Source organism: Nocardia grenadensis (assembly GCF_050942415.1).
Lineage (GTDB): Bacteria > Actinomycetota > Actinomycetes > Mycobacteriales > Mycobacteriaceae > Nocardia > Nocardia grenadensis.
The window spans coordinates 1,965,475-1,978,397 of record NZ_CP192054.1; the positions used below are offsets into that span (position 1 = coordinate 1,965,475).

Genomic DNA, 12,923 nt, shown 5'->3' on the forward strand with positions numbered 1-12,923 from the left:
TATGCTCCCGGGCCCGTAATGAGGACACCGAGTCCGCGGCGCCTGCGGACGCGGAATGAAAGGTGTGGTGGCAGAGGTGAACAAGTCCGGCCGGCGTCCGGCCTACGAGGTCGTCGCCGACGCCTTGCGTGCCCGCATTCTCGAAGGTGAGCTCACCCCGGGTACCAGACTGCCGCCCGATGCCGAGCTGCGGGCGGAGTTCGGCGTCGGGCAGAGCACGGTGCGGGAGGCCATCCGCTCGCTGGAAAGCGGGAATCTGGTGCACACCACCCGCGGTGTCACCGGCGGCACATTCGTGTCCACTCCGAATATCGGCCGGATGAGCGCCCATCTCGAAACCGGGGTCACGCTCCTGGCCGCCGCCGACAGCGTCACCGTCGACCAGCTGATGGAGGTGCGCCAGCTGACCGAGGTACCCGCCGCGGGTGCCGCTGCTTTCCGGCACACCGAAGCCCAGCTCAGCGAACTACGCGCCGCGCTCTTCGATCCCACCGGTGCGATCGGCCCGGAAACCTACGCCAGCAACCACGAGTTCCATCGAGTGCTACTGCGTGCGGCCGACAACCCACTGCTGGACTTGGTGACGGTTCCGGTTTTCCGGGTGCTCAGCAGCCGGTTCCGCCGCGATACCGCGCCCGAGGGATTCTGGAACTGTGTCGATACCGACCATCGGGCGATCCTGGCGGCGGTGGAACAGCGCGATTCGATGACGGCGATGACGCTGATGCGCCGTCATCTCGACCACCTCGGTGACGTCTACAAGCAGATGGATCTCCTCAAACGACCCAACGGCTCACTTCGGTGAGATCTCCGGGCGATATCGGCGGCCTCGACGCCCCCGCGCCGGTGTGATCGCCATCGGAGGCCGGGCGGAGTTCCGGCCGTATTCCCCGGTTGACAGCTGTCCCGGACGATCACCCGCGAGGTGCCGGGAGGGGTCGCGTGGGGTCCTTCGGCACGTCGTGCTTCGCGGGTGCGGCAGTGTATCGGAGACGTACCGTCCGGGACGGACATTGCCGGAAACCTCGGATGACCTTACTGTGTAAGGATGAGCAGCGTTGCTTATTCCGGCCACGCCGGAGCAGAATTTCGGCGGCTGACGTCCGCGTTCAACCGGGTCTACGGGGGCCGGAAGGGCGTAGGCGCGGCGCTGGCGGTGTATCGGCACGGGGAACCGATTCTCGATATCTGGACAGGGGAGTCCGCGCCGGGCCGGCCCTGGACCCGGGATACCGGCGCGGTGGTGTTCTCGGCGACCAAGGGCATCGCGGCCACGGTTGTGCATCGGCTCGCCGATCGCGGTCTCATCGATTACGACGCCCCGGTCTGCGAATACTGGTCCGCGTTCGGTTGTAACAACAAGGACAAGATCACTGTCCGGCAGGTACTCACCCATTCGGCCGGTCTGTCCGGTGTCGGCGCGCTGGCGGCGCAGGGCGCCGAACTGCTCGACCACGACCTCATGGCCGAACGGCTGGCCGCCGCCACCCCGGACCGGCTGCTCGGCGTGCCCGCCTATCACGCGATGACCTTCGGCTGGCTGCTCGCCGGGCTGGCCCGGGAGGTCACCGGCGTCAGTATGAAGGAACTGTTCCAGCGCGAGGTCGCGCTCCCGCTGGGCATCGACGGTGTGCACCTGGGCCGCCCGCCCGCGGGTTCGGTCACCGTCGCGGCCGAGAGCTTCGGTGCGGGCTTCTCCTTCGCCGGCACCCCGCGCGGTTCCCGGCTGGTCACCCTGCTGCAGGCCATTCCCGGTGCGCTCGGGGTCAGCAGCCGCTCCCTGTTCATTCCCGGTGCCGAGGCCATCCTGACCGGCCCGAACCCGCCGCTGCTGGACAGTGAGATGCCGGCCGCCAACGGTGTGTGCAGTGCCAACGGCCTGGCCGCGGTGTACGAACCACTGGCCTGCAACGGGCTCGCCGGTGGCCGACGGTACCTGTCCGGCGCCACCGTACAGGCCATCCGCCGGATCGAACGGTTCCGGCCGGATACCGGGTTGTTCCTCTACATGGGACCCCTGTGGCATCTCGGGTATCACGCCATGCCCACCCTGGGCGCACCCCGCGGGTTCGGTCATATCGGCCTGGGCGGATCGTTCGGCTGGGCGGACCCGGACAGCGGTATCTCGCTCGGGTTCGCGCACAATCGCCTGGCGATGGAGACCTTGGCCGTGGATCAGTCCGCGTTCGCCTGGCTGCTGCCCCTGGTCATGTCCGGCGCGCGCACGGCCGCCCGGATCGGCCGCGCCGCCCCCCGGGAGGCCGCGGCCTGATCGCTCAGGTCAGATAGCGGTAGGCCGGGGAGCCCGGTTCGAGCCGTTCGCACTGGATCGGGGAATGGGCGATCCGGTCCAGCAGTGGTTGCAGGCCGGTACGTTCGCCCAGTTCGACACCGACCAGCGCGGCACCGGTTTCCCGGTTGTTGCGTTTGACGTATTCGAACAGGGTGATGTCGTCGTCGGGGCCCAGTACTTCGTCGAGGAACCGGCGCAGCGCTCCCGGTTCCTGCGGGAAGTCCACCAGGAAATAGTGCTTGAGCCCCTGGTGCACCAGGGAACGTTCGATGACCTCTCCGTACCGGGACACATCGTTGTTCCCGCCCGAGACCACGCAGACCACGGTGGACCCGGGTTCCGGGGGCGAATCCAGCAGCCCGGTGACCGCCAGCGCGCCCGCGGGCTCGGCGATGATCCCCTCGCTCTGGTACAGGTCCAGCATGGCGGTGCAGATAGCTCCCTCGTCCACCCGCAGCAGCCGGAAGGAGCCGGCGCCGCCGGGGGGTTCGGTCGAGATGAGCAGCGGCAGCGAGCCGTGCGAGACCACTCGCCCGCCGAACCCGGCCACGGCCTCGTAGGGGACCCGGCCGACCCGGCGGACCGCGGCGCCGTCGACGAATGGATCGATCTCGGGCAGGGTCACCGGCCCGCCCGCGACCAGTGCCGCGGTCATCGAGGCGGCGCCGGCGGGCTCGACCGCGAGGATCGCCGTCTCCGGGGTTCGTTCCCGCAGATAGGTGCCGATACCGGCGAGGCAGCCGCCGCCGCCGACCGGGATCACCACCAGATCCGGCGCGGCTCCGAGTTGATCGAGGATCTCGGCGGCGATGGTGCCCTGTCCGGCAGCGGTCCGGGTGTCGTCGAACGGGGGCACCATGGTGGCGCCGGTACGCCGGACATCGTCGGCGGCCGCGGTGGCCGCGGCGTCGAAGGTTTCACCGACGGCGATCAGTTCGACGAATTCGCCACCGTGCACCCGGATCCGGTCGCGCTTCTGTTTGGGCGTGGTGGTGGGAACGTAGATGCGGCCGGTGATACCCATGGCCCGGCAGGCGAATGCCACGCCCTGAGCGTGGTTACCGGCGCTCGCCGCGACCACACCCGCCGCGCGCTCGGCGTCGCTGAGCTGGACCACCAGGTTGTACGCGCCGCGCAGCTTGTAGGAGCGGACGACGGTGAGATCCTCGCGTTTGAGGTACACCTGGGCGCCGGTCAGCTGCGACAGCCGCGGGCACAGTTGTAGGGGAGTGGGCTCGATAATGTCGGCGATGCGTTTGGCTGCGGCGTCGATCTCGTCCGCGGTCAGCGCGGGACGGGCTTCTGGCAGGTGAGTGAGCACATCGGACACCCGGTCCATGCTGCCACCCGCCGCGGCCGGAGTGCGCGGCGGGTGGCCGTGTCCTGCGCTTTCGTTCATCTGGACAGCGTGTTACCGGCCTGCCGGAACCACGCCCGAACCGGATCCGTCAGCGCGGGGTCAGGACGAAGACCGGGATCTGGCGATCGGTCTGGAGCTGATAGTCGGCGTAGGGCGGGTAGGCGGCGACCGCCCGCGCCCACCAGAGCGCCTTCTCCTCGCCGAACACCTCGCGAGCGGTGTAGTCCTTGGTGGTGGTGCCGTCCTGCAGTTCCACGTGGGGTTCGGCGACCACATTGTGGTACCAGACCGGATGCTTGGGCGCGCCGCCCAGCGAAGCGACGACCGCGTACTCGCCGTCGTGTTCGACCCGCATGAGCGCGGTCTTGCGAAGTTTGCCGGTCTTGTTGCCGACGGTCGTCAGCACCACCACCGGCATGCCCCGCATGGTGGTGCCCTCGGTACCGCCGGAGTTCTCGATCTTCTCGGCCTGCTCGCGGGCCCAGTCGGAGGTGGACGGTGCGTATTCTCCAGTCAATGGCATATCCGGGAAAACGTCCCGTGCGGGTCCGCTTGTTCCCCGGGTGGTTCGACCTGGCCGGACAGGGCCCGTGGGGCCGCCCACTCCGGACGGCGGAGTGTGTGGGCCGGAAGACAAAAGTTCGATGGACCGAACACCATCGCCACGGGTAGCCTGATCATATGACCGCATCCCATCTCACTGCCCCGCGTGCTGCCGTCCGCGGCTCGGCGGTTGTCGATATCGCGGGGTCGCGCTGGCCGGTGTACAAGCTGGAGGCGCTGATCGTGGGGCTGCTGGTGTTCTTGGTGGCGGCGGTCGTCCTGGGGTCGGCGCAGACCGGGGTGCTGCTGGGGGCGGCGGTGAGTGCTCTGCTGTGGTCCGCCGGGTGGTGGCGCTCGGCGCGTCGATAGACGCCGAGGCCGTGCCGCGCCGGGCGCGACAACACTCACGCGGTTCCGCCGCGTACTAGTCTGGGTCGAGTTGAACACACGTCCACTTGGTTCCGGATCGGATATCCGGGTCCCCGAGGTACACGCGAGCCGATTCATGACCGATCGAGTACATGCCTTCACCGACGACGCGCTGGGCGAACACGATGCGGTGGCGCTCGCCGCCCTGGTCCGCGCCGGTGTGGCGAGCCCGGAGGAACTGGCCCGCGCGGCCTCGGCCCGGGCCGAGGTGGTGAATCCGCGGCTGAACGCGATCGCCTACCGGTGCCCGGAGCCGCGACCGGCCGCCGCCGGAGACGGCGTGTGGTATGGGGTGCCGGCCTTCGTGAAGGACAATGCCGATATGGCCGGGCTGCCGAGTCGCCACGGCAGCGCCGCGATCACGGCGCATCCCGCCGGTAAGGACGACCGATTCACCGCGCAACTGCTGAGTACGGGGGTGACGATCCTGGGCAAGACCACCATGCCCGAATTCGGCTTCACCTCCACCACCGAGTTCGAGCACGGTGACCCGACCCGCAACCCGTGGAACACCGGGTACACCGTCGGCGGTTCCTCGGGTGGATCGGCCGCCCTGGTGGCGGCGGGTGTGGTGCCGGTGGCGCACGGTAACGACGGGGGCGGATCATTGCGTATCCCGGCGGCCTGCGCCGGTCTGGTCTCGCTGAAACCCAGCCGGTTCCGGCATCTGGACAACGCCCAGGCGCGGCAGCTGCCGATCAAACTCGTCTCCGAGGGTGTGCTGTCCCGGTCGATGCGCGATCAGGCGGCCTATCACGCCGCCGCCGAAACCTATTGGCGCAATCCGAAACTCCCACCCATCGGCAGCGTCGAGGGGCCCGCCACCCGGAAACTGCGGATCGGCCTGCTGACCACGGCGTGCAACGGCCTGGAACCCGACGCCGAGACCCTGGCCGCCGTGACCGCGACCGCCGGGATCCTGGAGAGCGCGGGACATACCATCGAGCCGATACCCTCGCCGGTGTCGGCGGAACTCGTCGCCGATTTCCTGCAGTACTGGGGGTTCCTGGCGCAGATGTCGGGGGTCACCGGAAAGCTGAGTCACGGCCGTTCCTTCGACGCCGCCCGGCTGGAGACCTTCACCAAGGGACTGGCCGCCGCCTTCCGCCGGCGGCTGTTCGCCACCCCGGGTGCGCTGTACCGGCTGAACCGGGCCCGCGCCGACTACGACGCGGTACTCACCCGTTACGACGCCGTGCTCTCGCCGGTGCTCACCCACACCACACCGGAGATCGGATACCTGAATCCGGGGGTGCCGTTCGCCGAGTCGATCGAGCGGGTCACGAACTTCGTCGGCTACACACCGATCAACAATGTCACCGGGTCGCCGTCCCTGGCCGTTCCGGCCGGGCTCACCGCGACCGGTCTACCGGTCGGGGTCATGCTCAGCGGGCCCTACGGCGGCGAACGCACCTTGCTGGAACTGGGTTTCCTGCTGGAAGCGCAGGCGCCGTTCCCCCGGATCGACGCCGCGGCGACCGGGTCCTGACGGCGGCGCGGTCAGCGGACCAGCAGCGCGACCGGAAGCCGGGCGAACAGTTTCTCCGTGCGGGCCCGGTTCTGGAACGTATGCCCGGTGAGGCGGTCGGTCCACGATCCGCCCGAGAGTTCGATATAGGTATCGCCCCAGCCGGTTTCCCCGATCGCGACACTGTGCCGGGTGACGGCCACGATGATCTCCGGGTCGGCGTCGACCCGGCCCCGGGCGTAGGCGACGAGTTTGTCGGCGTGCTCACCGTGCCCGAACACCGGGGTGTAGGTGCCGCCGACGAAACATTCCGGACGTTCCCGCCGCAACCACAGCGCGTAGGCGACCAGCCACATCTTGGCGGCGCCCGTGATGTCCAGCGGCGGTGTCGTGGTGAGGGTGTGCAGCATCCCGCCCCGGGATCCGAAATCGACCGGGCGGCGGTTGTCGGGGTCGACCAGCGAATCCTCCCAGACCTCACACCCCTGGTAGATATCGGGGATTCCCGGCGCGCACAGCTGTAGCAGTTTCTGCGCCAGCGAATCCGACCAGGCGTGCGGGGCCAGATCGTGGGCGAGATCGGTGAGCTGGCGGCCGACCGGCCCGTCGATCACCTGATCGAGCCAGGCGTGGACCGCGTTCTCGAAGTCGGCATCGGGTTCCTCCCAGGAGGTGTGCTCCCCGGATTCGCGCATCGCCTTCTCGGCGAACCGGTGCACCCGGTCGCGCAGACCCGGGACCGAGGGCGCCGGCCGTCCATCGGCCGGCCACATCCCGAACATGTTCTGTAGCAGGAACAGTGCGGTGGCCCCGTCGGGCGGGGGAAGCCTCTCGAGCCACAGGGCGACCGCGCGGGCCCACATCCGGGGGACCTGGGACAGCACCCCGATCCGGGCCCGCACATCCTCGCCGCGTTTGGTGTCGTGGGTGGACAGGGTGGTCATCGACGCGGGCCACCGGCGGGCGCGCGAGGCATTGGCCAGATGGAATTCGTTGACGCTGCGGCCGAAACGTGCCGGGTTACCGCCGATCTCCTGTAGTACCACCAGCCGGACCGCGCGGTAGAAGAGGATGTCCTCCACGGCTTTCGCGCCGATCGCGGTGCTCACCTGATGGAACCGGGTGAACGCGGTACCGCCGGCGATCAGCGCGCTCACCAGGACCGCCAGTGGCGCCCGTAGTTCCGCGTTGCGTTTCTCCACCTCGGCGATCACGGCGCTGACCATCCCGGACAACGGGGTGTAGTCGGCCCGGGCGACAGGCAGGAAGGACAGCACCTCGATGGTGGCATTCGTGAGCGCCATGGTGTCGAAATCGTCGGCGCCCGCGTCGGCTTTGATGGCGGCGACCAAGCGACGCATCTCGGGCGCGAGGATGCTCTCCGCGACCGCGCGCTTGATGCGGTGTTCCTTCTCGCCGACCCACCCCCGATCGCTGCCGTGCCCGGTGATGTGGCGGGACAACTCGGTGAGGATCTGTTCCCCGGCCGGTTCGAGCAGCACCCCGCCGAAATCGGCGATGCCGTCGTAGCCGGTGGTCCCGTCGATCGGCAGGGTGGGGTCGAGGGGTTCCCGGTTGGCGAGGGTCTTCTCCACCAGCAGCAGTCGGGTGGGTCCGATCAGCTGCCGTAGGCGCTGGAGGTATCCGGCCGGGTTGGCGAGGCCGTCGACATGATCGACCCGGACACCGTCGATCAGATCGTGTTCGCACCAGGCCGCGAGCTCGCGATGGGTGGCCTCGAATACCACCGGGTCCTCCTGGCGCAGCGCCGCCAGGCCGCTGATCGACAGGAACCGGCGATATCCGCAGATCCCGGATTTCCAGCTGACCAGCCGGTAGTGCTGTTTGTCGTGGATCCGCAGTGCGTTGTCGCCGTCGGTGCCGGGCGCGATGGGGAAACGGAGTTCGTGGAGGGCGAGCAGCGGTTCGGGGCCGGACCGGTCGACGGTGAGGGCGGCCGGATCGTTCGCGCCGCGCAGGACCGGTAGCGCCAGCCGCCCGCCCACACCGTTGCCCGGGCTCCAGTCGATATCGAAGAACGACGCGAATTGCGAGGTGCGACCGTACTGCAGCACATGCCACCACCACATGTTCTGCTGCGGATCGGCGACCCCCACATGGTTGGGCACCAGGTCCATGATCAGGCCCATCCCACGGTTGTGCACCTCGTCGGCGAGTGCCTTGAGTCCCAGCGGGCCGCCCAGCGCGGCGGAGACGGTGGTGGGATCGGTGACGTCGTAGCCGTGGGTGGAGCCTCGCGCGGCCGTCATCACCGGGGAGAGGTAGATATGCGAGACACCCAGTTGCTGGAGGTATTCCGCGATGGCCGCGGCCTGGGCGAAGACGAGTCCGTCCGGGCGCAGCTGAAGCCGATAGGTGCTGCGGACCGGAGTGGCGCGCGGGTTGCGGCGGAAGCTCGGCGGGTCTGCGGGCATACGGTTCTCGGTCGGGTCCTGAGGAGCGCGGCGGGTGGAAAGCGCCGGAGCCGGCCGGCGCGCGGGTGCTGGGAACGGCCGGAATCAGCGTGGATGCTCGGCGTCGCCCGATGGCCGGATACCACGCGGATACACCACCGGCGGTGTCACTTCCTCGATCAGCGAGTCGGACGCGTCCATGGATATGACCCTAGCGTCATTTCGGCGCGCGGATGCCGGGGGTCACTGGCCGATTGCTCGGCCCCGGTCGGCCGGGCCGGTCCAGCGGCGTGCGTAACCGGTTCGCCGGGCGATTGCGGCGAGGCCGCCCAGGACCGCGCGCTGGAGCCAGGCCGGGATTCCGGCGAGGTAGCCGTCCTGTAGTTCCCAGAGCAGGGCGAGTGCCAACGGATTGCGTGGGACGCCGGAGCGGGTGGTCGCGCCCGCTCGGTCCAGGGCGCTCCACAGTGCGAACATCTCCAGATGTCGCAGCGGTGGGCGGATCTCGTGGTCGAGCACCGTATCGGGCGCGACACTCCGGAATTCGTGGACGGTGCGGGCCGGCGCGCGCACCGTATCGCCGGGGCCGGCCGTGAGTTCGCGGCCGTCGACGCGGAAGCCGAGCGAGCCGCGCCGCACCGTCCAGCTCTCGCCGATCACGGGGTGCCAGTGCGGGCCCGCCTGCCGGCCGGGAGTGGGGAGTTCGTGACGCAACCGCAGATAGGGGCCGTGTGCGTCGGTGCCCTCGTCGACCACGGTGACGCGGTGACCGTTGCGAAAGGAGATGACCCGATCCGACATGCCTCTATTAGAAAGGTTACCTTTGTAATATGTCAACGACCCCGTCGCTGCTGAAACTCCTCACACTGGCCGCCCGGGCCGTCGAAACGGAACTGAACGCCGAACTGCGGCCGCGGCTGGCCGCGGAGTTGCGCCCCGCGCACTACGCGGTCTTCCGGTATCTGGATCCGGCGGGATCGCGGGTGGGGGAATTGGCGGAAGCCGCCGGGATGACCCAGCAGTCGATGGGCGAACTGGTGGGCCAGTTGGAGCTGGCCGGGCTGGTTCGCCGGGAAATCGATCCGCAGGACCGGCGGGCCCGGCGCGTGGTCTGCACCGGGACCGGGCTCGCCGCGCTCGAAATGGCCGGGGAGCGGATCGCGCGGATCGAGGATCGGATACGGGCGGATGTGGGGGAGGACGGGGCGCTGGAGCTGCGGCGGCTGCTGGCCCGGGTGGCGGCGGTGCTGGACGGGGTGGGGTGACGAGCGAGGTAGGCGGGACGGCCTGGTCTCCGGCGGCCGCTCCTCCGGCGGTGCCGATATCCCCGCGGCTGCGCGTCGGGGGCCTGCTGTGGGTCCGCTATGTCCGGGGTTGGTAACTTGAACGGCGTTCAAGGTTTCGTGCGGCCGAACGCGGTCGCGCTACGACGTGGAGGATCGCCGTGCTCGACGCCCCCGCCGGACTCACCGCCGCGCAGATCTCCGACCTCGACGCGCGCTTTGTATGGCATCCCTACGGCGGCTTTCCGCCCTCCACCGAACCACTGGTCGTCACCGAGGCCGCGGGAACCCGGCTGACGCTGGCCGATGGCCGCGAACTGGTGGACGGAATGAGTTCATGGTGGGCCGCGGTACACGGCTACCGTCACCCGGTCCTCGACGACGCGCTGGTGGCGCAGTCGCGCCGGATGAGCCATGTGATGTTCGGTGGGCTCACCCATGAACCGGCGGCCCGATTGTGCGAACTGCTGGTGCGGCACACCCCCGACGGGCTGGACCGGGTGTTCCTCTGCGATTCCGGTTCGGTCTCGGTGGAGGTCGCGGTGAAGATGTGCCTGCAGTATTGGCGATCGGTGGGGCGCCCGGCGAAGCGCCGGCTGCTGACCTGGCGCGGGGGATACCACGGCGACACCTTCACACCGATGAGTGTGTGCGATCCGGAGGGCGGCATGCACGCGCTGTGGACCGATGTCCTGGCCGAACAGCTCTTCGTCTCCGCGCCACCCCGGGACTACCGCGACGATTATGTGCGGGAGCTGGAACGAGCCGTCGCCCGGCACGCGTCCGAGCTGGCCGCGATCGTGGTGGAACCGGTGGTCCAAGGGGCGGGCGGGATGCGCTGGCACGATCCCCGCTACCTGGCCGACCTGCGCCGGCTGTGCGACGAGCACGGGGTCCTGCTGGTGTTCGACGAGATCGCCACCGGATTCGGGCGGACCGGCACATTCTTCGCCGCCGAGCAGGCGCGGGTCGCACCGGATGTCCTGTGTGTGGGCAAAGCGCTCACGGGCGGGTACCTGACCCTCGCCGCCGCACTGTGCACGAGCGAGATCGCCGAATCCGTCAGCGCCGCGCACGGCGGACTCATGCACGGCCCGACGTTCATGGGCAACCCGCTGGCCTGTGCCGTCGCGGTCGCGTCGGTGGAACTGCTGCTCGCGCGCGACTGGCAGGCCGAGGTGGCCCGGCTCGGCGCCGGCCTGCGTGCGGGGCTGGCCCCGGCGCGGGCGCTGCCGGGAGTGACCGAGGTACGGGTGCTGGGCGGTATCGGAGTGATCGAGCTGGATCGGCCGGTGGATATGCGCGCGGCCACCGCGGCCGCCGTCGCCGCGGGCGCCTGGATCCGGCCGTTCCGCAACCTGATCTACGCGATGCCGCCCTACATCAGCGACGACGCCGATATCGCGACCGTCGCCGCCGCCATGGTCGCGGCGGCCCGCGCGGATTCCTGAACCGGCACCGGCCCCGGTGGCGAGATGCCACCGAGGCCGGGTCGCGGCGGGTGTCGGTCGGATCAGTACGGGGCCGCGGGGCCGGAATCGGTCCGGTAGGCGCCGTTTTCGGCGAATGCCCGGGCGTAGCGGGTGCCGGCGATGAGCAACAGCACCCCGACCACTAGGAACGCGGTCACCCGGACGAGGCCGCCGAGCGTGGCCAGATCGAACAGGAACAACTTCGCCAGTGCCGCGGCCGTCACCAGCAGCCCGGAGCCGAAAGCGACCTTGGCCGCCGTCGGCGTTCCCCCGCTCAGCCGGCGCAGCCCGTACAGCAGGGCGGCCAGCGCACCGGCCATCCAGACGATGGTGGCGATACTGTGGCCGATCACGAAACCGTCGGCGAAACCGGAGACCACCCCGAGGGATACGGTCGTGGCGGTCACCAGATAGAGGGCCGCGACGCTGCCGCCGACCCACAGCAGAGTAGCGCGGGAGTCGGTGGCTTCGCCGGGATGCCGCGGCGCGATGAACCGGCCCGAACCCCACCGCGCGACCGCGACCACGCCGAGCCCGGCGATCGCCGAGGCCGCGGTCCCGGCCGAGAGTCCGCCTACGGCGATCCGTTCGGTGGACAGGGTGTTCGGTCCGGCGACCGCCAGGAAAGCGAGCCCGCCGAGGGCGGCGTACCCGGCGCCCAGCGCCGCCGCGACCCGGTTACGGGTGCGGCCCGCGATCGCCAGATAGCAGGCGGCCACGAGGAACAGGCCCAGGGCCAGTGTCGATTCGGTGGTCACGCCCCAGAGGGTTTCCAGTAGCGCGAACGAACCGGCGACGGCGGCGACGGTCGCGGTATGGCCGGGTACGCGGACGATATCGCGCACCTTCGGCAGCAACGCGGTCGCGGCGAGCGCCAGCAGGACGACGGCGTAACTCGACGAGATCGCGGTGGCGGACGGTCGGTCGAACAGAGCGGACGCGGCGAGCAACGGAGTGGTGGCCAGCGCACAGGTCAGGGTGGCCACGATATCGCCCGGGCGGTGCCGTACCACGACGACGGTGCCCACCAGGCCCACCGCGGCGACCGCGGCAGCGGCCACGAGTACCAGCACCTTCCGGCCGGGATCGTCGGTGCCGATCGCCACGGCGACGACGGCGATCTGGGTGGCGAGTACGGCCGGGACCGTGCGCACCAGATGCAGGAACGGCCAGTCGTACCGGTACTGCACCGGCACACACGCCAGTTGCAGCACGATCAGGAACGCGAGCAGCGACAGCTCGGTACTGACGAACGGGGCCAGGACCGCGGCGCCCGCGACGACGAGAACCGCCAGGGCCTGGGAACGCCACTGCACCGCCAGGCCCACCCCGGCCGCGGCGACACCCAGTGCGACGGCGAAGCCCGGTACCGGGTGTAACCAGTCGTAGATCGTGGTCGTCGCGATCACATCCAGATAGGCGCCGGCGAAACCGGTGGCGGCCAGCGCGACTCCGCCGACCCGGCCGCCGGTGCGCCGGTACACCCGCATCCCGGCGCCGACCAGGGCCGCCGAGAACACCGCCCCGGCGACGACCCGGGGGACCGGACCGAAGATACCGGCCTGGGCGGCCAGCACCAGCAGCATCACGACACCGATCAGGGTCACCGCCACCCCCGCCACCGCGAGCAACCGGCTGATCACGCCTTCACGTTGCCACCA

The 12,923-nt window shown here is 69.8% G+C and carries 11 protein-coding genes; 6 read left to right on the forward strand and 5 right to left on the reverse strand.

The window, feature by feature from the left end:
• Window positions 1-55: 55 nt before the first annotated feature.
• Together ACQPYS_RS08840 and ACQPYS_RS08845 are read left to right on the forward strand one after the other, a co-directional pair.
• Window positions 56-805, forward strand: a complete 750-nt coding sequence (locus ACQPYS_RS08840) for a FadR/GntR family transcriptional regulator (protein WP_431940938.1) — start codon at window positions 56-58, stop codon at window positions 803-805.
• A gap of 243 nt (window positions 806-1,048) precedes the next feature.
• Window positions 1,049-2,272, forward strand: coding sequence for a serine hydrolase domain-containing protein (locus tag ACQPYS_RS08845; protein ID WP_433492264.1), 1,224 nt, complete (start codon window positions 1,049-1,051; stop codon window positions 2,270-2,272).
• Window positions 2,273-2,276: 4 nt separating this feature from the next.
• Here ACQPYS_RS08845 and ilvA read toward each other — a convergent pair whose 3' ends face one another.
• Window positions 2,277-3,632 (reverse strand): threonine ammonia-lyase IlvA, encoded by a 1,356-nt coding sequence (gene ilvA, locus ACQPYS_RS08850; RefSeq protein WP_433493001.1) that lies wholly within the window; start codon window positions 3,630-3,632, stop codon window positions 2,277-2,279.
• Window positions 3,633-3,741: 109 nt separating this feature from the next.
• On the reverse strand, window positions 3,742-4,176 hold the full coding sequence (locus ACQPYS_RS08855) for a nitroreductase family deazaflavin-dependent oxidoreductase (protein WP_063036459.1): 435 nt from the start codon (window positions 4,174-4,176) through the stop codon (window positions 3,742-3,744).
• Between the two features lie 158 nt (window positions 4,177-4,334).
• On the opposite strand from ACQPYS_RS08855, the gene ACQPYS_RS08860 reads away from it, so the two are divergent.
• Together ACQPYS_RS08860 and ACQPYS_RS08865 are read left to right on the forward strand one after the other, a co-directional pair.
• The gene (locus tag ACQPYS_RS08860; RefSeq protein ID WP_433492265.1) at window positions 4,335-4,565 is read left to right on the forward strand and encodes a hypothetical protein; all 231 of its coding nucleotides are present in this window, start codon (window positions 4,335-4,337) and stop codon (window positions 4,563-4,565) included.
• A gap of 136 nt (window positions 4,566-4,701) precedes the next feature.
• Window positions 4,702-6,114, forward strand: a complete 1,413-nt coding sequence (locus ACQPYS_RS08865) for an amidase (RefSeq protein ID WP_431940935.1) — start codon at window positions 4,702-4,704, stop codon at window positions 6,112-6,114.
• Window positions 6,115-6,125: 11 nt separating this feature from the next.
• On the opposite strand, the gene treY is transcribed toward ACQPYS_RS08865, so the two are convergent.
• Entirely contained in the window at window positions 6,126-8,528 is a 2,403-nt protein-coding gene (treY, locus tag ACQPYS_RS08870) for a malto-oligosyltrehalose synthase (RefSeq protein ID WP_433492266.1), read from the reverse strand.
• 222 nt (window positions 8,529-8,750) lie between these two features.
• Entirely contained in the window at window positions 8,751-9,308 is a 558-nt protein-coding gene (locus ACQPYS_RS08875) for a cupin domain-containing protein (protein ID WP_063036450.1), read from the reverse strand.
• Between the two features lie 29 nt (window positions 9,309-9,337).
• Here ACQPYS_RS08875 and ACQPYS_RS08880 point away from each other — a divergent pair, with 29 nt between their 5' ends.
• Together ACQPYS_RS08880 and ACQPYS_RS08885 are read left to right on the forward strand one after the other, a co-directional pair.
• Window positions 9,338-9,772: a MarR family winged helix-turn-helix transcriptional regulator gene (locus ACQPYS_RS08880; protein ID WP_433492267.1), complete on the forward strand. Its 435-nt coding sequence runs from the start codon at window positions 9,338-9,340 to the stop codon at window positions 9,770-9,772.
• Window positions 9,773-9,951: 179 nt separating this feature from the next.
• Window positions 9,952-11,241, forward strand: coding sequence for an adenosylmethionine--8-amino-7-oxononanoate transaminase (locus tag ACQPYS_RS08885; RefSeq protein WP_433492268.1), 1,290 nt, complete (start codon window positions 9,952-9,954; stop codon window positions 11,239-11,241).
• 62 nt (window positions 11,242-11,303) lie between these two features.
• Here ACQPYS_RS08885 and ACQPYS_RS08890 read toward each other — a convergent pair whose 3' ends face one another.
• Window positions 11,304-12,905, reverse strand: a complete 1,602-nt coding sequence (locus tag ACQPYS_RS08890) for a DUF2339 domain-containing protein (RefSeq protein ID WP_433492269.1) — start codon at window positions 12,903-12,905, stop codon at window positions 11,304-11,306.
• Between the last annotated feature and the right edge of the window lie 18 nt (window positions 12,906-12,923).